Raw genomic sequence first — 23965 nt, 5'->3', positions numbered from 1 at the left:
AAGCGTGGCGTCACGCTGATCCGAGGAGGTTCATCATGGGCAAGGACGTCGCCGCCACGTCATACACCCGCGAGCAACGACAGCGTTACCGCGAGAAGGTGCACCAGGACCTCGACGTGTTCGAGCGCATGCTCACAACACACAGCTTCGACTTCGAGCGCCAGCTCACCGGCATGGAGATCGAGCTGAACCTGGTCGGTGACGATCTGCAGCCGACGATGAGCAACGCGAGCGTGCTGGAGTCGATCGCGGACGAGGACTACCAGACCGAGCTCGGGCAGTACAACATCGAGCTCAACGTCAGTCCGCGCCCGATGCCCGGCCACTCGGCGCTCAAGCTGGAGGAGGACCTGCGCGACAGCCTGAACCGCGCCGAGAAGAAGGCGAACGAGGCCGGCGCCCAGATCGCGATGATCGGGATCCTGCCCACCCTGATGCCCGAGCACTTCACCACCGAGTGGATGAGCGCCAACGCGAGGTATGCCGCGCTCAACGAGGCGATCTTCTCCGCGCGCGGCGAGGACATCTTCATCGACATCGAGGGCCCGGGCGGGGAACGCCTTGCCATGTATGCCGATTCGATCGCGCCGGAGTCCGCGTGCACGTCCGTCCAGCTGCACCTGCAGGTGCAGCCGCACCGGTTCGCCGACTTCTGGAACGCCGCGCAGGCGATCTCCGGCATCCAGATGGCGATCGGGGCCAATTCGCCGTACTTCTTCGGCAAGGAACTGTGGCACGAGAGCCGGGTGCCGCTGTTCGAGCAGGCCACCGACACACGCGCGATCGAGTTGAAGAACCAGGGTGTTCGGCCGCGGGTGTGGTTCGGGGAGCGCTGGATCACCTCGATCTTCGACCTGTTCGAGGAGAACGTGCGCTACTTCCCGGCGCTGCTGCCGGAGTCCACCGACGAGGACCCGGTCGCGGTGTTCGAGGCCGGCGACGCACCGCACCTGGACGAGCTGCGCCTGCACAACGGCACCGTCTACCGCTGGAACCGGCCGATCTACGACATCGTGGACGGCAAGCCGCACCTGCGCGTCGAGAACCGCGTGCTGCCGGCCGGGCCGACGATCATCGACTGTATGGCGAACAGCGCCTTCTACTACGGTGTCGCCCGGATGCTCGCCGACTCCGACCGCCCGGTGTGGACCCGGATGAGCTTCGACGCTGCCGCCGACAACTTCTCCGAGTGCTGCCGGCGGGGCATCGAGGCGAAGGTCTACTGGCCCGGCTTCGGCGAGGTGCGCGCCGACGAGCTGACCCTGCGCCACCTGCTCCCGCTGGCCAACGAGGGCCTCGCCGAGTGGGGCGTCGCGCAGGACGTCCGGGATCGCTACCTCGGTGTCATCGAGGACCGGTGCCGCACCGGGCAGAACGGCGCCTCCTGGCAGATCGACTGCGTGAGATCCCTTGAGGCGCAGGGCAAGGACCGCGCGAGCGCGCTCAACGGAATGCTGCGCCGCTACCTGGAGCTGATGCACGCGGGCGACCCGGTGCACACCTGGGAGGTCCCCAGCTGACGGCCCCGGGCGTCAGGCGTAGTCGCCGCCGGTGTTCCAGCGCTGGATGCACGGTGTGCCGTGGTAGAAGCCGAGCGTGGACAGCGATCCGGCGTTCAGGATGAGCTGAGCGCCCATACGCGCCTCCTGGCGCAGGAAGATCGCGGCGAAGATCCGCAGCGAGTGCCCGTGCGCCACCAGCGCGACGTTGCCGACCTCGAGCAGGGGCACCACGCGCCGCACGACGTGACTGACGCGGGCCGCTACGTCCTCGACGGTCTCGCCGGGCGTGTCGCCGGGCTCGACCCCGTCGGCGAAGATCTCCCACGACGGGTCGCCGAGCTTCTCCCGGATCTGTGGCGTCGAAAGTCCTTCGTACGCGCCGTAATCCCACTCGCGCAGATCCGGGTCGATCCGGACGTCGTCGAGGCCGGCGAGCTCGGCGGTGCGCCGTGCGCGCTGCATCGGGCTGCAGAATGTCGCGACGATGTCCAGGCCGTCCAGTTGGTCGCGCAGCTTGCGCGCGTCCGCCTCGCCCTCCGGTAGCAGCGGCAGATCGGTCGTGCCGGTGTGCCGGCCGTTGCGCGACCACTCGGTCGCGCCGTGGCGGATCAGGACGATGCTGTGGTCGGAGTGTGCGCTCACGTGGCACACGGTACTCAGGCGCGCCCGAAACGGCCCGCGTGGCAGGCTTGCGGTATGACGACTCAGCCTTCCGACGCGCACCGCGCCGTCACCATCACCCGTACGTCGCCGGGCAAGTTCCGCGCCACCAACGCGCGCGGCGGAACGTTCGACTTCGGCAGCGGCGGGGACGACCAGTTCACCCCGGTGGAGATCATGCTCGCGGCGATCGCCGGGTGCACCGGCATCGACGTAGACATCTTCACCGCACGGCGCAGTGAGCCCACGCGTTTCGAGGTGACGGCCGAGGGTGACAAGCTGCGCGACGAGCAGGGCAACCACATGGGGCCCATCGACATCACCTTCCGGGTCGAGTTCCCGGAGGGTGCGGACGGGGACGCTGCACGCGAGATCCTGCCCGAGTCGATCCGCAAGTCGCACGAACGGTTGTGCACGGTCAGTCGCACCGTCATGCTGCCGACCGAAGTGACCTCCCACCAGGCGGAGTGAGTGGCGGTGCGCCACATCGTCTTCCTGCGTGCGGTCAACGTCGGTGGTCGCTGGGTGAAGATGCAGCGGCTGCGGGAAGTGTTGACCGGGGCCGGCTTCGCCGACGTCGAGACCCACATCCAGAGCGGCAACGTGCTCATCGGCAGCCCGACGCGCAGCGGCGCGAAGGTCGCGGCGACACTCGAGCCGCTGCTGGAGGAGGAGTTCGGTTTCGCCATACCATGCATCGTGCGCAGCCCGGCCCAGCTGCTGGCGACCGTCGAACGGGCGGACTCGTTGACCGACCCGCTGGACGGAGCGACGCTGCGGCGTTACGTCACCTTCTTCCGTGACCCGCTCCCGCCGGACCGCCGCTCGGAGTTGGCCGACTGGGACGTGCCGGGGGAGCGGCTGCACCCAGATGGAAGCGAATTGCACTGGTGGCTGGGCAAACCCGCACACGAGGCGAAGATCTCCAATGCCCGGATGGAGCGCGGTGGGTTGGTTGCCACCACGCGTGATCTGAAGGTCGTGCGGACCCTGGCGGACAAGTGGGCGTGACCCAGGACGACGGCGGAAGTGCGCCGGAACCTGGTTTCGAGACGACGTTGCTCCTCGCGCCGGCAAGCCGGTCCGGCGCCGTAGCGCGAACGTGCACAACGTGGGGCAACACAGGGGTTTCTTGCGAGTGGCGGTGACCTCCGCACATTTGTCGACAGGGGTATGGCGAGGGCGCTTGTATTCGTCCACCGGGACCCACGGACGAATCACGGGACCCCTGAATCCTGCGGAGAGTCATGCTTACTCCTGTCATTGGTGCGCCCCGATTTCGCCCGTTGCGCTGGTTCGCCGGACTCTTCGCGGCGGTTCTGATTGCCGCCATGCTCCCGATGGTTGCTGCACCCGAGGCGCATGCGTCAACCGTGAGTGAACAGGAGCCAAATGGTTCGATGGCGACTGCCAACGCCGTCGCGCTCGGCACCACGGTGTCGGGTTCGTCGTTGTCGGCCGGCTGGGGTGACCATGACTATTTTGCGTATGACGTGCCGTCGGCGGGTCGGGGGAAGTTGTCGTTGACGTTCCCGTCGGGGTTGGGGACCGGGACTGCGTATGAGGTCGCGGTTTACGACCAGAGTGGTTATGAGTTGTACGACTTCTATCTGGACGGTGGCGACTGGAACGGGAAGTGGCTCGCCGGGCAAGCGACGTATCTTCCGGCTGGGCGCGTCTACGTGATGATCTACGGTACGGACAGCGAAGCTTCGTGGGGACAGCCCTACCAGCTGACGGTTTCCGTGGCTGCTGGGGTGGTGGAGACGGAGCCGAATACTTCCACCGCGTCGGCGGATGTGGAGTCGTTGGGCAGGACGGTGTCGGGTTCGTCGTTGGCGGCCGGCTGGGGTGACCATGACTATTTTGCGTATGACGTGCCGTCGGCGGGTCGGGGGAAGTTGTCGTTGACGTTCCCGTCGGGGTTGGGGACCGGGACTGCGTATGAGGTCGCGGTTTACGACCAGAGTGGTTATGAGTTGTACGACTTCTATCTGGACGGTGGCGACTGGAACGGGAAGTGGCTCGCCGGGCAAGCGACGTATCTTCCGGCTGGGCGCGTCTACGTGATGATCTACGGTACGGACAGCGAAGCTTCGTGGGGACAGCCCTACCAGCTGACGGTTTCCGTGGCTGCTGGGGTGGTGGAGACGGAGCCGAATACTTCCACCGCGTCGGCGGATGTGGAGTCGTTGGGCAGGACGGTGTCGGGTTCATCGTTGGCGGCCGGCTGGGGTGACCATGACTATTTTGCGTATGACGTGACGTCGGCGGGTCGGGGGAAGTTGTCGTTGACGTTCCCGTCGGGGTTGGGGACCGGGACTGCGTATGAGGTCGCGGTTTACGACCAGAGTGGTGATGAGTTGTACGACTTCTATCTGGACGGTGGCGACTGGAACGGGAAGTCGCTCGGTGCGAAGGCGCTGGCACTTCCGGCTGGGCGCGTCTACGTGATGATCTACGGCACGGACAGCGAAGCTTCGTGGGGAAAGCCCTACCAATTGACACTTTTCCGAACTTTGACTGCGACGCCGACACCGAAGATCTCCGGGACCGCGAAGGTCGGCAGCACGTTGAAAGCAGTGCCCGGGGCGTGGAAGCCGAGCCCGGTAACCCTGTCGTACCAGTGGTTGCGCAACGGCACTGCGATCAAGGGTGCGACAGGTGCCTCACGCAAGGTTTCCCTCGCTGACGCGGGCAAGAAGATCACCGTTCGCGTCACAGGCCGCAAGACGGGCTACGCCACTGTGTCGAAGGCGAGCGCCGCGAGAGCGATCCCGCTGCTGAAGCTGACCGCGACGCCGACACCGAAGATCTCCGGGACCGCGAAGGTCGGCAGCACGTTGAAAGCAGTGCCCGGGGCGTGGAAGCCGAGCCCGGTAACCCTGTCCTACCAGTGGTTGCACAGTGGCACTGCGATCAAGGGCGCGACAGGTGCCTCACACAAGGTGACTGCCGCCGACGCGGGCAAGAAGATCACCGTGCGTGTGACAGGCCGCAAGACGGGATACGCCACCGTCTCGAAGACCAGTGCCGCGAGAGTTCCCAAGGGTTGATGCCCTTGGGAGGACAGGACGTACGGTAGGCGCATGGCTCGCTACTTCGACGTGCACCCCAAGGACCCGCAGCCGCGCAGCATCGCGCAAGCCGTGCAGATCCTGCGCGACGGCGGACTGATCGCCTACCCCACCGACTCGTGTTTCGCCCTCGGCTGCACGCTCGGCAACCGGGACGGCCGTGACCGGATCGTGCGGATCCGGCAGCTGAACGACAAGCACAACTTCACCCTGATGTGCCGCGACTTCGCACAACTCGGGCAGCTCGTGCACGTCGACAACCGCATCTTCCGGGCGATCAAGGCGGCGACGCCGGGGCCGTACACGTTCATCCTGCCGGCCACGTCCGAGGTGCCGCACCGGCTGCTGCAGCCCAAGAAGCGGACCGTCGGCGTGCGGATCTGCGATCACCCGGTCGCCCGCGAGCTGCTCGCCGAGCTCGGCGAGCCGATCATGACCAGCACGCTGCTCCTGCCGGACGAGGAGGAGCCGCTCACCGACGGCTGGCAGGTGAAGGAGGAGCTGGACCACCAGGTGGACGCCGTGATCGACTCCGGGGAGTGTGGTGTGGAGCCCACGACGGTCGTCGACTTCTCGGGCGGGTATGCCGAGGTGACTCGCGTCGGCGCCGGTGACCCGGCACCGTTCGAGGCGTGAAGCAGCCGGATCCGGTCGAACGCGCCCTCGCACATGTTCGGGCTCGCGCGAGCGGTCCCGCCCTCGACCCCACGCTGCGCGTCACATGCAGCTTCCACCCCGACCGGTTCGCCGGCCCCGGCTCGTCGGAGCTCGTCATCGAGCGACTGGCCAGGGAGGGCGTGTACGCGTCCCAGTTCGTCACGGGCACCAGCAACGGTGGTTTGACCGCGTTCGAGGGCGGAGACCGGTTTCGTTGGGAGAGCGCGCTTTTCGGCGGGGCGTATGACGCAGCCGATCCCGACCTGCGCCCGAAGTACGGCGCTCTGAACCATCGACGTCGCAGCACGGGTGCGTCGCCGAGATTCGGCTCGTCATACATCAGGCTGGCGGCGCACACCCTGGAGCGCACGACGTTCTGCTATCCGGACAGCGTCGATGACCCGTCGGATCTCGCAGTGGCGACGGCGTGCCGGCTGACCGCGTTGGCCGATGCGGACACTCGCGACCTGCTCGACGACTACGTCGAGGCGCAGGTGCACGGGCACCTCGCGCTGGCCGACGACGTGGAGGCGGTCGTGCTCGATCCCAGCTTCCGTGGCACCCGGGTCGAGGATGTGGCGCAGCGGCTGCCGTGCGCGGTGGAGTGGCACCACGGGTTCTGCGCCTCTGTGCCGGACATCGAGGCGCACCCCGAGTATCGCGGTCACGAGATCGTCGCACTGGCAAGGGATATCGCGCTCGACGGTCGGCTCACACCGAGGCTGATCGGCGACCGGGCGCGGCTCGGCGGTGCGGATCTGCAGGCCGTGAAACGGGTCTGGCACTACACGGCTCGGTTCGGCACCACCGAAGGGCGCGGGACGCCGGTGACTCACTAGGCTGGCAGCCATGACACGTGCTCTTCTGGTGACGAAACCCGGCGACCGATCCGTCCTCGAAGTGCGAGACGTCGACGTCGCGCCCCCCGGAACAGGTGAGTTGCAGGTGCGGGTGGCCGCAGTGGGTGTGAACTTCATCGACGTCTACCAGCGGCAGGGCGTCTACCCGATGGAGACGCCGTTCGTGCTCTGCCAGGAGGGCGCCGGCACGGTGGAAGCGGTCGGCCCGGAGGTCGAGGGCGTTGCCGTCGGTGACCGGGTCGCATGGGCGGGACCGATGGGCAGCGCCGCTGAAGTCGCGAACATCCCTGCGGCCAAGGCGGTCCCGGTGCCTGACGGGCTCGACCTGGACGTCGCTGCAGCCGCGATGTTGCAGGGTATGACGGCGCACTACCTCGTCAACTCGACCTGGCCCGTCGAGACCGGCCAGATCGCGCTGGTGCACGCGGCCGCCGGGGGAGTCGGACAGTTGCTGGTGCAGCTCATCACCGGCAAGGGCGCATCGGTCGTGGCGACCGCCGGAAGCGACGAAAAGCTGGCGATCGCAGAGCAGCTCGGCGCTGCGCACCTGATCAACTACCGCGAGTTCTCCGGCGACGCGCTGGCCGAACAGGTACGGAAGCTGGCCGGGCGGGGCGTGGACGTCGCCTACGACGGTGTCGGCAAGGCCACCTTCGACGCCTCGCTGAAGTCGTTGCGACCGCGGGGGATGGGGGTGCTCTTCGGCGGAGCGAGCGGCCAGGTCGAGCCCCTCGACCTGCAGGTCCTCAACCGGCTCGGCTCCCTCTTCGTGACCCGCCCGACCCTGGTGTCCTACGTCGCGGACCGCGAGGAACTGCTGTGGCGGGCCGACGACATCCTCGGGCAGCTGGCCGACGGCCGGCTGAAGCTGCAGGTGGGTGCCCGCTTCGCACTCGACGACGCGGCCTCGGCCTACGAGGCGCTCGAGGGACGCGGGACGACCGGGAAGCTGCTCCTGATCCCCTGATCAGCCCACTGTGGCGCTGGCCGGGTGACCACCCCCGCGCCGGGCTGGGTGACCGCCCCGCGCCGGGCTGGCTGACCGCCCCGTGCCGGGCTGGGTGACCACCCCTGCGTTGGCCGAGTAGTCCGAGTCCGAGCTGGCCGGGTGACCACCCCCGCGCCGGGCTGGGTGACCGCCCCTGCGTTGGCCGAGTAGTCCGAGCCGCTAGGCGAGGACGTATCGAGGTCAACCACCACGCGCACCAACAACCCGGGACACCGGCGAATCCACGAAAAACACTGACAGGACACGAAATACAGGCGATCAACCCTTGCCACCAGCATCGAACACGCGTACCATAAGTTCATGGGAGGGAACACCAACAACACCGCACCTGGTGCGGGCATGACCGCCGCGGAGAAACTCCATGCGGCGATGCAGTTGCTGACCGCCGCGTTCGACGACAGTCGCCTCGATGAGATCACCCTGACCAAACACGACCTGCTGCAGCAGACCGTCGCCGCGCAACAGGTGCTGAACACCGCCTGGGCGATCCAGTCCGCCCGCCTGGCCCAAGCCGCCGCGGTCGAAGAAACCGTGATCCCCGACCATGACGAACCCGACGGGTCGAGGACCCGGCAGGTCCGGCACGCGATCGGGGCGCACCAGGACGAATACATCGGGTGTGAGGTCGGGCCCCTGCTGGGGTGGACCCCCGGGTACGCCGTGCACCGGGTTGCCGAGGCCAGCGACGCGATCACCCGCACCCCCAGACTGTTCCGGCAGGTCGCCGCCGGACGGCTGGAACCGGCCAAACTGAGCACCATCCACCGGGCCCTGGGCCGGGTCAGCACCGTCAACGACGACGGCGACCCCATCACCCTGGACCTGGCCCGGCAGATCGAGACCGCGTTGCTGGGCGCCGACCCGGACGACCCCGCCACCCGCGAAGGGCTCACCCACGCGCAAGCCGTCGCCGCCGAAGACGCCAACATCGACCTACTGGCCCGCCAATCCACCCGGCAGCTGCAACACCGCACCCACAAGGCCCTGGCGGCCCTCGACCCGGTCGCCGGCGGCAACGCCGCCGCCCGACGCCGCCGCGACCGGATCGGCGTGTACACCCACCCCGACGACGAACCCGGCCTGTGCCACCTGCACGCCATCCTGCCCAGTACGGCAGCCGCGAAAATCATGGCCGCCGTGGACGACCTGGCCCGGCACCTGCACACCGACACCACCACCACCAAAACACTGGCCGAATGCCGCGCCGACGCCCTGACCGACCTCATCCTCAACAACGCCCAGGTCACCACCAACCTGCTCATCCAAATCCCCATCCACACCCGTACCGGCGCCACCAACGGCATGACAAGTGACAGTGGGACAGACCGCACCGCCGAAGGCACCGCCTTCCAACCACCAGCAACCGGAACCGGCAGCGCAGTCCCTGGCAGCGCTGGGGTCGGTGGGTGCACTCCGGGGTGGCCGGCCGCGTTCGCACACCCGATCACCGGCCTGAGCGTCTTCCCGCACGGCACACCCGTTCCATCGCCGGACGACAGCGGCGGCGGCGGTGGTGCGCGGACGGTGCTGAAGACCGAAGCGCAGATCGAAACCGAGTTCAACGACCTCCTGCAACGCCTCTACCCACCCGACCCCGACGACGAGTGCGACCCGGACGACTACCGGGACGACCGGGACGACTGGCAACACCACCAGCAGCACGAACACCAGCAACACGAACACCCGAGAGACTGCGACACCACGACGAGGTCACCGGGCCAATCACCACCGGCCCCGGCGACACCACCATCGTCACTGCAGCCCGCGGTGACAGCGTGGCTCGGTGATGCCACCGTGCCCGGGGTCGGGATCATCCCCGCCGCCGTCATCCAGGAACTGTCCCGATCGTTCGGGGCCACGATCACCCGCGCCCTCATCGACGCCGACACCGGCGTCACCATCGCAACCAGTAACACCCACTACCGGCCCAGCACGAAACTCGCGGCCTTCGTGCGGGCCCGGGACGTGCACTGCCGGTTCCCCGGCTGCACCCGCCCCGCCCGCTGGTGCGACATCGACCACGTCACCCCCTGGCCGGCCGGGGACACCACCCCGACCAACCTTCACTGCCTATGCCGCCACCATCACCGCGCCAAGCACTCCACCGGCTGGTCCGTCACCATGACCCCCGACGGCGTATGCACCTGGACCACCCCCACCGGACGCACCCACACCACCACACCCGCCGAATAACACGACAACACAACATGTTCGGCCCGTGACCGCGGGTCTCGGTCTCGACGCGGATCCCTCAGCGCTTGAACCGGGCAGGGACCTTGGCCAGGTCGACCGACAGCAGTTCACCGGTGTCCTGCGTGCCGTTCGGGAGCGTCTTCACCTTGAGTCGGTAGGGCGCAGTGTCGTTCGAGAGCCCGTCGATCCCGAAGTCGCTGTCGTTGGAGATGACGACCCGCTTGCCGCCGTCGACGACCGCGACACCCTCGATCTTGTCGTGGCCGAAGAAGCCGCCGGTCGGGTCGATCGAGGTGACCAGTCCCGCCACGTCGAGGAAGAGCGAGCTCCTGACCGGCTTGATCCCGACCGCCCCCAGGTCGTTCGTCGCCGCCGCTGTCGCATCCTTGCCGACGATGCCCTCGATCGTGTGGCCCGAGACGAGCAGCCCGCCGCCGACCGCGTCATACCTCGAATTCCGGACCGTGGAGAACTTCCCGACGTCCGTCGCACCACGCAGGTCGATCCGGTAGAGCTTCTTGTTCGCGTTCGGCTCCATCTCGCCATCGCGTTCGTCCACGAGGAACTGGTGATCGTTCAGTGCCGAGATCTCGCTGACCGCGGTCGACGGCTTGTCGTCGCTGTGCAGCAGGTAGATGTATTCGGCTGTGCGACGTGTCCGTATGTCGATCGTGACGATGCGAACAGCGCTGACGTTCTTCGACTTCGGGCCGTCCGGCGCGTTGAGACCGGCCTGCATGATCCCGACCAGGGTCTTGCCGTCGGGAGTGACGGTGAGACCCTCCATCCCCTTGTTGGGTTCGCGCTCGGACAACTCGGTCGGCAGCGAACCGTCGAAGGGCGACAGCCGCTCGATCGCGCGCCCGTCGCGGGAGAAATGCGTGATGAACGGACCGTATTCATCGGACACCCAGAACGAGCCGTCGCGCATGACCGCAAGCCCCTCCGGGTCGTAGCCGTACGGACTCGCCGGCAACTCCTTGCCGTCCAGGTCCACGATCGTCTCGCCGGTGTTGCCCGCCAGACTCGTCAGGCCGTTGTATGGCGTGCCGTCCGACGCCCGCAACGGGATCGTGCGAACCAGCGTGGCCTTACCGTTGCGCAGCCGGAACTCACCGATGGCCGGCGTGAAGTCGGGGAGCGGCTCCACCTTCACGCCGTCGGGGCCGTCGACGTTCGGCCCCCGGTCAGTGAGCCCGTAGAAGACATCACGCGATCCGGGCTTGAGGGCGAAGGAGGACCCGTAGCCGGCGCCGTCGATCGTCACGCCGCCGACGTTGCCGAGTGGCTTGACCGACTCGGTGTAGAGCTGCACCGCGGCGCGGGCAGAGGGCCGTCCGTGGTGGGAGTCGGCGAAAGCCGGTGCGGCGGTGACGCACGCAGCGGTGGTGACGGCGAGGACTGCGGCAGCGCGACGGGACATGGACGCTCTCCTGAGATGTGGGACGACATTCGATGTGGCCGGTGGCCGACGCGCAGTCAATCGGCGCCAGGTGGCCGGAAGGTGTGCATTCGACGTGCTGTCGATGAACAGTCCGGTGTCCGGAGTGCCCGATTTGAAAAATACATAGAATATGCATATAGTTTCCCGTGGTTCTGAAGTCATCCAGTCGAAGGAGCGAAGCGTGAGTCACGCTGAGGCCGGGGAGAAGCGGCCCTCAATGTTCAACCAGCCGAAGGCGGTGTACGCGGTTGCGTTCGCCTGTGTGGTGTCCTTCATGGGCATCGGGCTGGTCGACCCGATCCTGCCGGCGATCTCCAGCCAGCTGCACGCCACGCCCAGTCAGACGACGCTGCTGTTCACCAGCTACCTGGTCGTCACCGCGGTCGCCATGCTCGTGACCAACGCGGTGTCCAGTCGCATCGGCGCGAAGAAGACGTTGATCGCCGGCCTCGTGCTGATCGTGGTGTTCGCCGCCCTCGCCGGTTCGGCCGGTTCGATCAACGGCATCGTCGGCTTCCGGGCCGGATGGGGCCTCGGCAACGCGCTGTTCATCGCGACCTCGCTCGCCGTCATCGTGTCGTCCGCGACCGGTGGCTTCGCCGGTGCGATCATCCTCTACGAGACGGCGCTCGGCGTCGGCATCGCGTGCGGCCCGCTGCTCGGCGGCGTGCTGGGGGAGGCCAACTGGCGCTACCCGTTCTTCGGCGTCTCCGTGCTCATGCTCATCTCGCTCATCGCGACGATCTTCTTCCTCCCGGCCACGCCGAAACCCAAGACGCACACGTCGCTCGCCGCGCCGCTGAAGGCGCTGCGTCACCGGGGTCTGCTGACCATGGGCGTTGCCGCACTCTTCTACAACTGGGCGTTCTTCACCATGCTCGGTTACGCGCCGTTCCCGATGAAGCTGTCGGCCATCCAGCTGGGCTTCGTCTTCTTCGGCTGGGGCATCCTGGTCGCCATCTTCGCGATCTTCGGTGCGCCGTGGCTGCAGCGCCGGTTCGGCACGGCACCGACCCTGTATGTCGCCCTCACGCTCTTCGCCGTGGATCTCGCGCTCATCGCGATCTGGCCCACCAACCGCACGGTCCTGATCTGCGCGGTCATCGCGGCCGGGATCTTCATCGGCATCAACAACACCCTGACGACCCAGTCCGTGATGGTCGTCTCGCCGGTCGAGCGACCCGTCGCGTCCGCGTCATACGGCTTCGTCCGCTTCATCGGCGGCGGTCTGGCCCCGTTCGTGGCGGGCAAGCTGGTCGAGCACTTCAACCTGCACGTGCCGTTCGCACTCGCAGCGGTCTCCGCCGTCGTGGCCGCGCTGTTGCTGAGCACCGCGCACCGCACGCTCGCCAACGCCGACAAGGGCCTGGACGAGGACGGTCACCACGTGGAGGGCGCGGACGCACCCGAAGAGGTCGCCGGTGAGGTCGGGGACGAATTCGGCGGCGCGGCAGGCGCGTTGGACGACTACGAGGTCGAAGAGAAGCGCAGCTCGAAGCTCGTCGGCTGACCTTCTTGGAGGCCGGGCACGCCCATGAGAAGCTGATTTCATGGCCCTTCCCTCCACCCCGTTGACCGAGCAGGATGTCGAGCTCCTCCGCAAGGAGTTCGACGCCCGCCCGGTCAATCGGCTGTTACAGAACGCCGTCACGACCAGCCCGATCACCAAGGTCGCTCTCGACCGGTCGATCGTGACGACCACCGATCGCTCGATGTCGCACCGACTCGACAAATGGACCGCGACCAGCCAGGAGAAGAGCGGCCGGTGCTGGATGTTCGCCGGGCTCAACCTGCTGCGGGCAGGGGTGATGGACAACCTCGGGGTCAAGGACTTCGAGCTGTCCCAGAACTACCCGTTCTTCTGGGACAAGCTGGAGCGCTGCAACTACTTCCTGGAGTCGATGGTGCAGTTGGCCGACCGGCCGGCGGACGATCGCACGCTCGCCTGGCTGCTGCAGGACGTGATGGGCGACGGGGGACAGTGGAACATGTTCGCCGCGATCGTCGGCAAGTACGGCGTCGTACCCAAGTCGGTGATGCCGGAGACCGAGTCCTCGTCCAACTCCGCCGCGATGAACAAGAACCTGCGCAGCCTGCTCCGGCAGGCGGCCCGCGACATCCGGGCGGCGAAGGACGACGCCGAGGTCCAGGAGACCCGCGCCCGGGTGATGGCGGCCGCCTACCGGATCCTCGCGATCCATCTCGGCACACCTCCGGCGAAATTCGACTGGCAGTGGACCGATGACACCGGAGAGTTCCACCGCGACGGCGGCATGACGCCGGCGGAGTTCCGCGACCGCTACGTGACGATCGACGTCGACGACTACGTGTGTCTCGTCGACGACCCGCGCCCGAGCAGCCCCCGCGGTCGCACCTTCACCGTCGACCGGCTCGGCAACGTCGTCGACGGGGCACCCGTGCGCTACCTCAACGTGCCCGCCGAAACACTCAGAACGCTCGCCGCCGAAGCGATCACCTCCGGAGAACCCGTCTGGTTCGGCTGCGACGTCGGGCAGATGATGGAGCGCGACCTCGGCATCTGGGACGCCGCGCTGTACGACTTCGACGGCGTCTACGACACGACCTTCGCGCTGGACAAGGCCGAGCGGCTGCAACTGCACGAGACCCTGATGACCCACGCGATGCTGCTGACCGGTGTCGACCTGGACGGTGGGACCCCGCGCAAGTGGCGCGTCGAGAACTCCTGGGGCGACGACAAGGCCGACAAGGGCTTCTACACGATGAACGACTCCTGGTTCGGCGAATACGTCTTCGAGATCGCCGCACCGCGCGACCGGCTGCCCGCAGACCTGCAGGCCGCGCTCGAGGCGGAGCCGATCGTGCTGCCCGCCTGGGATCCGATGGGCTCCCTCGCATGAGCGTCGCGCCCGACACGGGTGAGATCACCCAGCACAGCTTCGCGTCCTTCGACGGCGTCCAGCTCGTATGGCGCGAGCTCGGCGAAGGCCGCCCGCTCCTGCTGATCCACGGCTTCGTGTCCAACGCACTGACCAACTGGATCCGCTACGGACACGCGAAAACCGTTGCTGCCAAGGGGTTCCGGGTGATCATGCCCGACCTGCGCGGCCACGGTGACAGCGGCCGGCCGCACGACGCAGCGGCATACCCGCCCGACGTGCTGGCCATGGACGGCGCGGCACTCGTCGAGCACCTCGGGCTGGACGACTACGACCTCGGCGGCTACTCGCTCGGCGCGCACACCAGCGTCCGCATGTGGTTGCGGGGCGCGCGCCCACGGCGGCTGATCGCTGCGGGGATGGGCCTCGACGGGATCGAGAACCTCCACACCCGCGACGAGGTCTACGAGGAGGCGTTCGACCTCGACCGGGAGGTCGACAAGCGTTCCGCGGCCGGCAAGGCACGCATCTTCATGCGCCAGACCGGCTCCGATCCCGTTGCGCTGCGCGGGATCTGGCGATCCAGCGTGCGCACCGACCCGGCTGAGCTCGCCTCTCTCACCGCACCGTTCCTGGCGCTGTGCGGCGCGGAGGACGCCGACCACCGGCCCGGCTCCGAGCGACTGGTCGAGTTGGTGGGGCACGGGACGTTCGCCGAGATCCCCGGCAATCACATGAGCGCCGTGGCCAACCCCGCGCTGGGCCGTGCGATCGCCGATTGGTTGGCCGCTCCGGCGGACTGACGCACCGGTTCGGGTTCCGCTCGCGCGACTGCTATCGTTCCCTTAACGAGAATGAATATCAATACTGATTGAGGGAGACGTTTCGTGAGATTGCGCTGGCTCGCCGTCGCGGCCGCACCGACCCTGCTCCTGGCCGGCTGCGGGTCGAGCTCGGGCGGGGCAGCGAAGTCCGACGGCCGGGTCCCCGTGGTGGCGAGCACCAACGTCTACGGCGACATCGTCCGGCAGATCGGCGGCTCGCACGTCGACGTGACCTCGATCCTGAGCGATCCCAACGTCGACCCACACGGTTACGAGTCCAGTGTGAAGAACGCCGCCGCCGTCTCGGACGCGAAGCTCGTGGTCGAGAACGGCGTCGGCTACGACGACTTCATGTCGAAGCTGACCGGTATGGCCGACGCGCACGGCCAGACGGTGATCACCGTCGCCACCGTGCTGGGTGTGAAAGGCGCGGACGCGAACCCGCATCTCTGGTACGACGTGCCGAGGATGCCGAAGGTCGCACAGGCGATCGCTGCCGCGCTGGCGAAGCTCGATCCGACGCACGCCGCGGCGTACACGAAGAACGCCACGGCCTTCACCCAGGCGCTGCGCCCGGTCGAGAAGGTCCTGCACACCATCAAGGGCAGGTACGACGGCGCGAAGATCGCCTACACCGAACGCGTCGCCGGTTACCTGCTGACCGACGCCGGACTCCGGCTCGGCATACCGGCGAGCTTCCCGCAGGCGGTCGAGGAGGGCGACGACCCGAGCCCGGCCGATACTGTTGCCTTCGACCAGGCTCTGCAGCACCACACGGTGCGGGCGCTGGTCTACAACAGTCAGGTGACCGACAAGCAGACGGACCAGTTGAAGAAGCAGGCGATGGACGCGGGGGTTCCGTTGGTGCCGGTCACGGAGACCATGCCGCCCCGGAGCGCGAGCTACCAGGCGTGGCAGCTCGGACAGGCCAAGAACCTCCTCGCAGCGTTGGAGAAGACGTCATGACGAGTGTGATCGACACCGCAACGCCGCCCCTGGTCGACTTCCGGGGTGCGACGCTCACGATCGGCGACCGCACCCTCTGGTCCGGCCTCGACCTGACCATCGGGCGCGGCGAGTTCGTCGCGATCCTCGGACCGAACGGTGCGGGCAAGACGACGTTGTTGAAGGCGCTGCTCGGCCTGATGCGGCTGTCCGGCGGCTCGGTGACGGTGGCCGGCAAGCGCCCGTCCCGGGGCAGTTCCGACGTCGGCTACGTGCCACAGCAGAAGATCTTCGACCCCGACCTCGGGCTGCGCGGCCGTGACCTGGTCGCGCTCGGCGCGGACGGGCACCGGTTCGGCGCTCCGTGGTCGAAGCGGGCCGTGCGCCGGGCTGCGGACGAGGTGATCCGGGCGGTCGGGGCGCAGGAGTATGCCGACGCGCCGATCGGCAGGCTCTCCGGCGGTGAACAGCAGCGGCTGCGGATCGCGCAGGCGCTGATGAGCGATCCGCAGGTCCTGCTGTGCGACGAGCCGCTCACCTCACTCGACCTGCGTCATCAGGAGGGTGTGCTCGACCTGCTCGACCGGCGGCGCCGCGAGTCCGGCACCGCCATCGTCATGGTGACGCACGAGATCAACCCGATCCTGCCGTTCGTCGACCGGATCGTCTATCTGGTCGGCGGGAAATGGGCGGTGGGCACGCCCGACGAGGTGCTCACCACCGAACGGCTCTCGCAGCTCTACGGATCACCGGTGGACGTGCTGCGCGTCCGTGGCCGGGTGATCGTCGTCGGCGGCGGCGAGTCACCCGAACTGTCCCACCACTGCGGCCCCGAGGCCGTCTCCGCGTGAGGACAACGCCGAAGTGAGCAACATGTTCGAGCTGCTGCACTACTCGTTCGCGCAGCACGCCCTCATCGCGGCGACCCTGATCGCGCTGACCTGCGGCCTGGTCGCTCCGTTCGTGGTGATGCGCGACATGGCCTTCGCGGTGCACGGCACGGCCGAGCTGTCGTTCACCAGCGCGGTCGCCGGGCTGCTGATCGCCGGTGACGCGGTCCGAGGTGCGCTCATCGGGTCACTCGTCATCGCGGCGGCGTTCGCGCTGCTCGGACGACGGCAACGCGAGGGGAACACCGCGATCGGCGTCGTCCTCGCGTTCGGGCTGGGCCTCGGTGTCTTCCTGCTGAGCTTCTACAACGGCTTCGCGTCGGCGGCGACCAACATCCTCTTCGGCTCCCTGGTCACGGCATCGACCGGCGACGTCCTGGTGCTCGGCGCGCTCGCCCTGGTGGTCCTGATCGTGATGGTCGTGATCTTCCGGCCGCTGCTGTTCGCCTCCGTCGACTCCGCCGTCGCGAGCGCGCGCGGTGTCCCGGTCAACGCGCTCAGCCTGGTCTTCCTGGTGCTGCTGGCGCTCACGGTGACCGAGGCGGCCCAGGTGGTCGGCACCCTGCTGGTCCTCAGTCTGGCGATCACGCCGGCGGCCTCGGCGCGGCGCTGGACCGCGGACCCGTTGAAGTTCGTCGCGGTCTCCGTGGCGTTCGCACTGATCGCCGCGGACGGTGGTTTCCTGCTGAGCCTCGCGCTGAGCGACACCGACATCAAGGCGAGCGTGCTGATCGCCTTCGTCAGCTTCGCGCTCTACCTGGTGTCGGTCGTCGCCGAGCGGGTGCGACCCGAACCGCGCCGTCAGGTCTCGGGCGCCGCCGCGTAACGGGACGCCAGCCAGGAACACATCATCAACTGCACCTGATGGAAGACCATCAGCGGCAACACGATGATGCTGACCCCGTGACCGGCGAAAAGCACTGCTGCCATGGGTAGTCCGCTCGCCAGGCTCTTCTTCGTGCCGCAGAACTGCACCGCGATGCAGTCCGCGTGGTCGAAGCCCAGCCGCTGCGCCGCGTGCCAGGTGAGCCACAACATGAAGATGACCAGCACGATCGACAACGCGATGAGGAACAGGATCTGCCCCGGGTCCACCGCGTGCCAGATGTGCTGCCGCACGCCCTTGCTGAACGCCGCATAGACGACCAGCACGATGGAGCCGCGGTCGACATACTTCAGCCGCGCCCGGTGCCCCTCGACGAAGGAGCCGACGAGCGGGCGGGCGAGTTGGCCGACGATGAACGGGGCGAGGATCTGCAGGCAGATGTCGACCATCTGCTGCCCGCTGATGGAGATGTTGCCGCTGCCGCCGATCAGCCCGGCGCTCGTCATCGCGATCACCAGCAGCGGCGTCAGGAACACACCGAGCAGGTTCGACGCCGACGCGCTGACGATCGCGCCGGCGACGTTGCCGCGCGCGATCGAGGTGAACGCGATCGACGACTGGACGGTCGACGGCACCAGGGTCAGGTAGAGCACACCGGTGTAGAGGTCGGCGGACAGCAGATGCGGCTGGAGCACCCGCAGGCCGATCCCGATCACCGGGAACACCACGAACGTGAACGCCAGGATCAGCGTGTGCAGCCGCCAGTGCTGCAGGCCGCGCCACGCCTCCTGCGGGTGCATGCGGGCGCCGTACAGGAAGAACAGCAGGGCGATCGCGGCGGTGACCAGGTGGTCGAGTGTGGGCGCGAACGACGCACTCGCGGGGAAGACGCTCGCGAGGACGACGGTGGCGAGGATCGCCACGATGAAGCCGTCGATGCGGAGCTTCGCGAGTGGATGCATGACCCCGTCACCCTAGGCCGACGCGGTGCCGCCTCGTGCGGCGGTCACCCCGGTGCGGCGGCTACCGCTCCTTGTGCCGGCCACCGGCCTCGATCAGCGCGATCGCGATGATCGTGAAAAGGGCTATCCCCACTGCCACCAGGCCGTACTGCGTCATGTCCACCCTCGGCACGTTAGGCGCGGTGTCTGGGCAACCACTGGACGTCGGGGGAGGGCCGAGCCGCCATACTGGCGCGTATGACGACCGCAGGGATCGTGCTGGCGGCGGGCGCCGGGCGACGGATGGGAAAGCCCAAGGCACTGGTCGACGGCTGGCTGGTCCACGCGGTCGACGTGCTGAGCGCCTGCGACCGGGTGGTCGTCGTGCTGGGCGCGGCCGCCGACCAGGCCCGCGGGCTGCTCGACGAGCACGCCGTCGACATCGTGGTGGCGCACGACTGGGAGACCGGTATGGGCGCCTCGCTGCGCGCCGGGGTCACCGCGTTGACCGACGAGACGCGGTGCCTGCTCACCCTGGTCGACCTGCCCGACGTCGGCGCCGACGTCATACAGCGGGTCCTCGCGCAGCCGGAGACGCCGCAGGTGCTGGCGCGGGCGGCATACCAAGGGGTTCCCGGGCACCCGGTGCTGCTGGGTCGCGAGCACTGGGCGGGCGCGATGGCCGAGGCGAAGGGCGACCGCGGCGCGCGGGACTACCTGCGTGCCAACCCGCCGGTGCTGGTCGAGTGCGGGGACCTGGCCACCGGCCAGGATGTGGACCGCTGAACGCGCTATCCAACCCCACACCAACCCGGCGGGCTTAGCCTGACGGCATGAACTCACCCCGCGCAGTGGCCCAGGCGCTGGAGCAGACCGGTTACCTGAGTGACTCCGCACTGGCCACCGTGACGTTCCTGGCGGGCGAGATGCAGCGCCCGCTGCTGCTGGAGGGCGAGCCCGGCACCGGCAAGACCGCCCTCGCCGAGGCACTAGCGCAGATCCACGGTGTGCCGCTGATCCGGCTGCAGTGCTACGAGGGCATCGATGCGACGCAGGCGCTGTACGACTGGGACTTCCCGCGCCAGATCCTGCACCTGCGGACCCTCGAGGCGGCCACCAAGGACGGTTCGCTCGATCCGACGGAGGCGGAGAAGTCGCTCTTCGACGAGCGTTTCCTGCTCTCCCGTCCGGTGCTGCGGGCGTTGCGGGAGTCGCCGGCGGTGCTGCTGATCGACGAGGTCGACCGGGCCGACGACGAGTTCGAGGCGTTCCTGCTCGAGGTGCTGTCGACCTGGGCGGTGAGCATCCCGGAGCTGGGCACCGTGGCCGCCGCGGTGCCGCCGACGGTCGTCCTCACCTCGAACCGCACCCGGGAACTGCACGACGCGTTGAAGCGCCGTTGCCTCTACCACTGGATCGACCACCCGGGGCTCGAGCGGGAGGTCGCGATCGTGCGCAGCCGCGAACCCGACGTCCCCGCAGCGCTCGCCCGGCAGGTCGTCGAGGTCGTGCAGGAGTTGCGTGGCGAGCACCTGCTCAAGCCGCCGGGTGTCGCCGAGACCCTCGACTGGGCACGGGCCCTGCAGCGCCTCGGCGCCAGCGAGCTGGACCTGGAGCAGGCCGCGAACACCCTCGGAGCGGTGGTGAAGTATCGCGAGGACACCGACCGGGTCAAGCACGTCCTCGACCGGATGCTCGCGAGATGACCGCTCAGCATCCACCCGACGAGATCCTGCTCGGCTTCACCCGTGCCCTGCGCGCCGCCGGCGTGCGGGTCACCCAGGACCGGGCCACCAGCTTCCTGACGGCGTCCGCCATCGTGGGACTGCACGACCCTGAGGCGGTGTATGTCGCGGGCCGCGCCACCTTGTGCTCGGGCCCGGACGCCCTGGAGCGCTACGACCGGGTCTTCGAGGCCTGGTTCGGCGACCGGTCCGAGCTGCCGCGCACCATCCCGCGCGAACGCCGGGAGGATGTCGCGGCGCCGTTGCCGGTCAGTGACGACCCGGGGGAGAACGGCGGGGAGGGCGAGCAGGACGTGGTGCGCGCCGCAGCCTCCGAGGCGGAGATCCTGCGCCACCGGGACGTCGCCGAGCTGGACGCGGCCCAGAAGGCGATCCTCGACGCGATGATCCGCGCCCTCCATCCGCGTGCGCCGCTACGGCGCGCGGCCCGTCATACCCCGTGGCGCCGCGGCGAGGTCGACCTGCAACGCACGCTGCGCGGCTCGTTGCAACTGATGGGGGAGCCGGGACAGGTACGGCGCCGCCGGCGCGGGACCGAGCCGCGGCGTGTCGTGCTGCTCGTCGACGTGTCGGCCAGCATGCGCCCGTACGCCGACGCGCTGCTTCGCCTCACGCACACCCTCGTGCGGACGGGCGCTCCGGTCGAGGTCTTCACGCTCGGCACCCGGCTGACCCGGATCACGACCGCACTGCGCACCGCCGACCCGGACCGTGCCCTGGTGCGGGCCGGCGACGAGGTCCCCGACTGGGCCGGCGGCACGCGGCTGGGCGAGACGCTCGAGGCGTTCCTGGACCGATGGGGCGCGCGCGGAATGGCACGGGGTGCCGTCGTGGTTGTCTTCAGTGACGGCTGGGAGCGCGGCGACGCAGCGCTGCTCGGTGGACAGATGGCCCGGCTGGGCCGCCTCGCACACCGGGTGGTGTGGGTCAACCCGCATCGCGGCAAGGACGGTTACGAGCCGGTGCAGCAAGGGATCGTTGCGGTGCTGCCGCACTGCGACGACTTCATCGCGGGTCACTCACTGCGTTCGTTCGAGCAGGTGTTGGAGGTGGTCGCCAGTGCGTGAGGTGCTGACGGAGCTGATGGAGTGGTACGACGCGGGCAAGACGGTCGGAGTCGGCACGGTCGTCGCGACCTTCCGGTCGGCGCCCCGGCCGCCCGGGGCTTCCATGCTCGTCGGGCCCGGTGGCGAGGCCGTCGGGTCGGTGTCGGGCGGCTGCGTCGAGGGCGCGGTCTACGAGCTCGCCGGTGAGGTCGTGGAGTCCGGCACCCCCGTGCTGCAGCGGTACGGCGTCTCCGACGACGACGCCTTCGCGGTCGGCCTGACCTGTGGCGGGATCCTGGACGTGTATGTCGAGAAGATCGACAAGACTACCTTCCCCGAGCTGGCAGCGGTCGCCCACGACATCGAGCACGAACGGCCGGTCGCGGTCGCGACGGTGGTCGACCATCCCGACAAGTCCTGGATCGGGCGGCGGATGGTGCTGCGGCCGGGGCAGGACCCGGTCGGCGACATCGGCAGCGACCGGGCGAACTCCGCGGTCTCCGACGACGGCATGGGTCTGCTGGCCAGCGGCCGCAGCGCGACCCTGACCTACGGCCCGGACGGGCAGCGGCTGGAGGACGGGATGCGGGTCTTCGTCTCGTCGTACGCGCCGCCGCCGCGGATGCTGGTCTTCGGGGCGATCGACTTCGCCGCCGCGGTCGCGAAGGTCGGATCGTTCCTCGGCTACCGGGTGACCGTGTGCGACGCGCGTCCGGTGTTCGCCACCAAGACGCGGTTCCCCGCCGCGGACGAGGTGATCGTCGACTGGCCACACCGTTACCTGTCCGGCGAACTCGAGGCCGGCCGGATCGACGGGCGGACGGTCATCGCCGTGCTCACCCACGACCACAAGTTCGACGTGCCGTTGCTGGAGGTGGCGTTGCGAGCTCCCGAGGTCGCCTATATCGGGGCGATGGGTTCACGGCGCACCCACGAGGACCGGATCGCCCGGTTGCGGGAGATCGGGGTTGCCGAGGACAACCTCGCGAAACTGCACAGCCCGCTCGGCCTCGACCTGGGCGCGCGCACCCCGGAAGAAACCGCGATCAGCATCGCCGCCGAGATCATCGCGCGGCAGTGGGGCGGCAGCGGTGGCCGCCTGGGCGAGCGGGAAGGTCGCATTCACGCCTGACGCGCTGCACTGCCGAGATAGTGTGATGGTGATCACAGGAGGTGCCGTGGACCACGTGGCTGCGTCATTGCGCGACCGCCGCCTGGATGCCGTGCGGGCCTGGACCGCCTTCGTGACAGAGGGCAACGAGTCCGTGCCGGTGCGTCCGGAGATCCTGTCCAGTTGGCGCCGGTCGGCGCAGGGGACCGCCCTGGAGGTCACGGGGGCACCCCTGGCCGACGAGGACGACACTGCCTCGTTCTGGCAGGACTCGCCGTTGCAGGCCGCCGTGATGGCGGTGCAGGACGAGTTGCGGCGCAGCGCGGAGGACGGCGACCTGGTGCTGGCCGTCACCGACACACAGACCCGGATCCTGTGGACCTACGGCGGGCGGGTGATGCGTCGCAAGGCCGAGACCGTCAACTTCGTCGCGGGCGGGCGCTGGGACGATGCCAGCGTCGGCACCAACGCGCTGGATCTGGCCGGCCGGCTCGACCAACCGGCGACCGTCTTCTCCGCCGAACACTTCTCGCCCATCGTGCACAACTGGGTGTGCTGGGCCGCCCCGGTGCACGACCCGGTGACCGGTGAACGTCTCGGGGTCATCGACCTGTCGACCACCTGGGATCGCGCACACCCGATCGGGCTGGCGACCGCCCGGATGATGGCGCGGATGATCGAGAGCGCCATGCCGGACACCCGGCAGCACCCCCGGCTGGGTCTGCCCCCGGTCGACCAAGGGCTCTCGCTGACGTTGCTGGGTGCGGCCGAGGCACGGCTGGACGGTCAGCGGCTGCTGCTCAACCGCCGGCAGACCGAGATCCTCGCGTTGCTCGCGCTGCACCCGGACGGTCTGTCGCTGGAACGTCTGCACGCGCTGTTGTACGGCGACGCCGCGGTCAGCGTGTCCACCCTCAAGGCGGAGGTGTCGCATCTGCGGTCCACCCTCGGCGGCGCCATCTCGTCGCGGCCCTACCGGCTGATGCTGCCGGTCACGATCGACGTCGACGAGGTCCTGGAGCGGATCCGCCAGGGCCAGGTGCTGGCCGCCGTCACGGCATACGGCGGTGACCTGATGCCCGGCACCAACTCACCGGCGTTGTCCGAGCTGGCCGAGGTCGTCGCGGTCGCGGTGCGTGAGGCGCTGCTGGCCGACCCCGACCCCGACGCGGTCCTCGGCTACAGCGAGATCGCGCCCTACGACGTCGAGGTGCTGGAAGCCTGCCTGGCCCGGCTCGGCACCACCGGACACCGTGCCGTCCCGCTGCTGCGCGGACGGCTCGCGGCCGCCCAGCGCTGAGGCCAACCTTCGGCCAACCAAGGCCACCTAGGTTCGGAGTTGACGCCACAAGTCTGCGTACTGAAAAGGGTGCCAAC

The 23965-nt window shown here is 68.6% G+C and carries 22 protein-coding genes; 19 read left to right on the top strand and 3 right to left on the bottom strand.

Translation table 11 applies throughout. From position 1 onward, the window contains the following. The first annotated feature begins 35 nt into the window (after window positions 1–35). Complete coding sequence (locus FHU39_RS08485) at window positions 36–1520, top strand: glutamate-cysteine ligase family protein (RefSeq protein ID WP_183319948.1); 1485 nt, start codon at window positions 36–38, stop codon at window positions 1518–1520. Window positions 1521–1532: 12 nt separating this feature from the next. On the opposite strand, the gene FHU39_RS08480 is transcribed toward FHU39_RS08485, so the two are convergent. Beyond that, window positions 1533–2144, bottom strand: a complete 612-nt coding sequence (locus FHU39_RS08480; RefSeq protein WP_183319947.1) for a histidine phosphatase family protein — start codon at window positions 2142–2144, stop codon at window positions 1533–1535. 54 nt (window positions 2145–2198) lie between these two features. On the opposite strand from FHU39_RS08480, the gene FHU39_RS08475 reads away from it, so the two are divergent. The 7 genes from FHU39_RS08475 (at window position 2199) to FHU39_RS08445 (ending at window position 9958) form a co-directional block, all read left to right on the top strand. Continuing rightward, a complete protein-coding gene (locus FHU39_RS08475; protein WP_183319946.1) occupies window positions 2199–2633 on the top strand; it encodes an OsmC family protein in 435 nt (144 codons plus the stop codon). Window positions 2634–2639: 6 nt separating this feature from the next. Beyond that, entirely contained in the window at window positions 2640–3173 is a 534-nt protein-coding gene (locus tag FHU39_RS08470; RefSeq protein ID WP_221185186.1) for a DUF1697 domain-containing protein, read from the top strand. Between the two features lie 389 nt (window positions 3174–3562). Next, window positions 3563–5218 carry a hypothetical protein gene (locus tag FHU39_RS08465; protein WP_183319944.1) on the top strand — a complete coding sequence of 552 codons (1656 nt, stop codon included), beginning with the start codon at window positions 3563–3565 and terminating at the stop codon, window positions 5216–5218. A gap of 33 nt (window positions 5219–5251) precedes the next feature. Continuing rightward, a complete protein-coding gene (locus tag FHU39_RS08460; protein WP_183319943.1) occupies window positions 5252–5875 on the top strand; it encodes an L-threonylcarbamoyladenylate synthase in 624 nt (207 codons plus the stop codon). Continuing rightward, entirely contained in the window at window positions 5872–6735 is an 864-nt protein-coding gene (locus tag FHU39_RS08455; RefSeq protein ID WP_183319942.1) for a DUF3626 domain-containing protein, read from the top strand. Before FHU39_RS08460 ends, FHU39_RS08455 begins: the two co-directional genes overlap by 4 nt. A 10-nt stretch (window positions 6736–6745) precedes the next feature. Next, a complete protein-coding gene (locus FHU39_RS08450; protein ID WP_183319941.1) occupies window positions 6746–7723 on the top strand; it encodes a quinone oxidoreductase family protein in 978 nt (325 codons plus the stop codon). 342 nt (window positions 7724–8065) lie between these two features. Beyond that, the gene (locus FHU39_RS08445) at window positions 8066–9958 is read left to right on the top strand and encodes an HNH endonuclease signature motif containing protein (protein WP_183319940.1); all 1893 of its coding nucleotides are present in this window, start codon (window positions 8066–8068) and stop codon (window positions 9956–9958) included. Window positions 9959–10016: 58 nt separating this feature from the next. On the opposite strand, the gene FHU39_RS08440 is transcribed toward FHU39_RS08445, so the two are convergent. Beyond that, window positions 10017–11381 carry an esterase-like activity of phytase family protein gene (locus FHU39_RS08440; protein ID WP_221185185.1) on the bottom strand — a complete coding sequence of 455 codons (1365 nt, stop codon included), beginning with the start codon at window positions 11379–11381 and terminating at the stop codon, window positions 10017–10019. Between the two features lie 202 nt (window positions 11382–11583). On the opposite strand from FHU39_RS08440, the gene FHU39_RS08435 reads away from it, so the two are divergent. The 6 genes from FHU39_RS08435 (at window position 11584) to FHU39_RS08410 (ending at window position 17745) form a co-directional block, all read left to right on the top strand. Next, entirely contained in the window at window positions 11584–12912 is a 1329-nt protein-coding gene (locus FHU39_RS08435) for an MFS transporter (RefSeq protein ID WP_343065786.1), read from the top strand. A gap of 40 nt (window positions 12913–12952) precedes the next feature. Then, complete coding sequence (locus FHU39_RS08430) at window positions 12953–14281, top strand: C1 family peptidase (protein WP_183319938.1); 1329 nt, start codon at window positions 12953–12955, stop codon at window positions 14279–14281. Next, window positions 14278–15063, top strand: a complete 786-nt coding sequence (locus FHU39_RS08425) for an alpha/beta fold hydrolase (RefSeq protein ID WP_183319937.1) — start codon at window positions 14278–14280, stop codon at window positions 15061–15063. Before FHU39_RS08430 ends, FHU39_RS08425 begins: the two co-directional genes overlap by 4 nt. Before the next feature lie 84 nt (window positions 15064–15147). After that, on the top strand, window positions 15148–16050 hold the full coding sequence (locus FHU39_RS08420; RefSeq protein WP_183319936.1) for a metal ABC transporter solute-binding protein, Zn/Mn family: 903 nt from the start codon (window positions 15148–15150) through the stop codon (window positions 16048–16050). Then, the gene (locus FHU39_RS08415) at window positions 16047–16880 is read left to right on the top strand and encodes a metal ABC transporter ATP-binding protein (protein WP_183319935.1); all 834 of its coding nucleotides are present in this window, start codon (window positions 16047–16049) and stop codon (window positions 16878–16880) included. Before FHU39_RS08420 ends, FHU39_RS08415 begins: the two co-directional genes overlap by 4 nt. Before the next feature lie 22 nt (window positions 16881–16902). Then, on the top strand, window positions 16903–17745 hold the full coding sequence (locus FHU39_RS08410; RefSeq protein WP_246336454.1) for a metal ABC transporter permease: 843 nt from the start codon (window positions 16903–16905) through the stop codon (window positions 17743–17745). On the opposite strand, the gene FHU39_RS08405 is transcribed toward FHU39_RS08410, so the two are convergent. Further along, window positions 17721–18707 (bottom strand): bile acid:sodium symporter family protein, encoded by a 987-nt coding sequence (locus FHU39_RS08405; RefSeq protein WP_183319933.1) that lies wholly within the window; start codon window positions 18705–18707, stop codon window positions 17721–17723. The two genes, FHU39_RS08410 and FHU39_RS08405, sit on opposite strands and share 25 nt — an antisense overlap. 237 nt (window positions 18708–18944) lie before the next feature. Here FHU39_RS08405 and FHU39_RS08400 point away from each other — a divergent pair, with 237 nt between their 5' ends. From FHU39_RS08400 to FHU39_RS08380, 5 genes are read left to right on the top strand one after another with little or no spacing between them, the layout of a single operon-like run. Continuing rightward, on the top strand, window positions 18945–19472 hold the full coding sequence (locus FHU39_RS08400) for a nucleotidyltransferase family protein (protein ID WP_183319932.1): 528 nt from the start codon (window positions 18945–18947) through the stop codon (window positions 19470–19472). Window positions 19473–19519: 47 nt separating this feature from the next. Continuing rightward, on the top strand, window positions 19520–20392 hold the full coding sequence (locus tag FHU39_RS08395; protein ID WP_183319931.1) for an AAA family ATPase: 873 nt from the start codon (window positions 19520–19522) through the stop codon (window positions 20390–20392). Beyond that, window positions 20389–21498, top strand: a complete 1110-nt coding sequence (locus FHU39_RS08390; RefSeq protein WP_183319930.1) for a vWA domain-containing protein — start codon at window positions 20389–20391, stop codon at window positions 21496–21498. Before FHU39_RS08395 ends, FHU39_RS08390 begins: the two co-directional genes overlap by 4 nt. Then, entirely contained in the window at window positions 21491–22609 is a 1119-nt protein-coding gene (locus FHU39_RS08385; protein ID WP_183319929.1) for an XdhC family protein, read from the top strand. The genes FHU39_RS08390 and FHU39_RS08385 overlap by 8 nt, the downstream gene beginning before the upstream one ends. Window positions 22610–22655: 46 nt before the next feature. Continuing rightward, the gene (locus tag FHU39_RS08380; RefSeq protein ID WP_221185183.1) at window positions 22656–23888 is read left to right on the top strand and encodes a transcriptional regulator; all 1233 of its coding nucleotides are present in this window, start codon (window positions 22656–22658) and stop codon (window positions 23886–23888) included. Window positions 23889–23965 lie beyond the last annotated feature (77 nt).

The sequence above is a fragment of the Flexivirga oryzae genome, assembly GCF_014190805.1.
Classification (GTDB): domain Bacteria; phylum Actinomycetota; class Actinomycetes; order Actinomycetales; family Dermatophilaceae; genus Flexivirga; species Flexivirga oryzae.
This window is presented reverse-complemented; position numbering and strand designations above follow the sequence as displayed.

What these genes read in the sequence shown, in the direction of transcription:
- FHU39_RS08410 (WP_246336454.1), top strand. Translation starts at nt 16,903, where the DNA reads ATGTTCGAGCTGCTGCACTACTCGTTCGCGCAGCACGCCCTCATCGCG.
- FHU39_RS08485 (WP_183319948.1), top strand. Translation starts at nt 36, where the DNA reads ATGGGCAAGGACGTCGCCGCCACGTCATACACCCGCGAGCAACGACAG.
- FHU39_RS08430 (WP_183319938.1), top strand. Translation starts at nt 12,953, where the DNA reads ATGGCCCTTCCCTCCACCCCGTTGACCGAGCAGGATGTCGAGCTCCTC.
- FHU39_RS08390 (WP_183319930.1), top strand. Translation starts at nt 20,389, where the DNA reads ATGACCGCTCAGCATCCACCCGACGAGATCCTGCTCGGCTTCACCCGT.
- FHU39_RS08450 (WP_183319941.1), top strand. Translation starts at nt 6,746, where the DNA reads ATGACACGTGCTCTTCTGGTGACGAAACCCGGCGACCGATCCGTCCTC.
- FHU39_RS08465 (WP_183319944.1), top strand. Translation starts at nt 3,563, where the DNA reads ATGGCGACTGCCAACGCCGTCGCGCTCGGCACCACGGTGTCGGGTTCG.
- FHU39_RS08400 (WP_183319932.1), top strand. Translation starts at nt 18,945, where the DNA reads ATGACGACCGCAGGGATCGTGCTGGCGGCGGGCGCCGGGCGACGGATG.
- FHU39_RS08440 (WP_221185185.1), bottom strand. Translation starts at nt 11,381, where the DNA reads ATGTCCCGTCGCGCTGCCGCAGTCCTCGCCGTCACCACCGCTGCGTGC.
- FHU39_RS08395 (WP_183319931.1), top strand. Translation starts at nt 19,520, where the DNA reads ATGAACTCACCCCGCGCAGTGGCCCAGGCGCTGGAGCAGACCGGTTAC.
- FHU39_RS08460 (WP_183319943.1), top strand. Translation starts at nt 5,252, where the DNA reads ATGGCTCGCTACTTCGACGTGCACCCCAAGGACCCGCAGCCGCGCAGC.
- FHU39_RS08415 (WP_183319935.1), top strand. Translation starts at nt 16,047, where the DNA reads ATGACGAGTGTGATCGACACCGCAACGCCGCCCCTGGTCGACTTCCGG.
- FHU39_RS08405 (WP_183319933.1), bottom strand. Translation starts at nt 18,707, where the DNA reads ATGCATCCACTCGCGAAGCTCCGCATCGACGGCTTCATCGTGGCGATC.
- FHU39_RS08475 (WP_183319946.1), top strand. Translation starts at nt 2,199, where the DNA reads ATGACGACTCAGCCTTCCGACGCGCACCGCGCCGTCACCATCACCCGT.
- FHU39_RS08445 (WP_183319940.1), top strand. Translation starts at nt 8,066, where the DNA reads ATGGGAGGGAACACCAACAACACCGCACCTGGTGCGGGCATGACCGCC.
- FHU39_RS08425 (WP_183319937.1), top strand. Translation starts at nt 14,278, where the DNA reads ATGAGCGTCGCGCCCGACACGGGTGAGATCACCCAGCACAGCTTCGCG.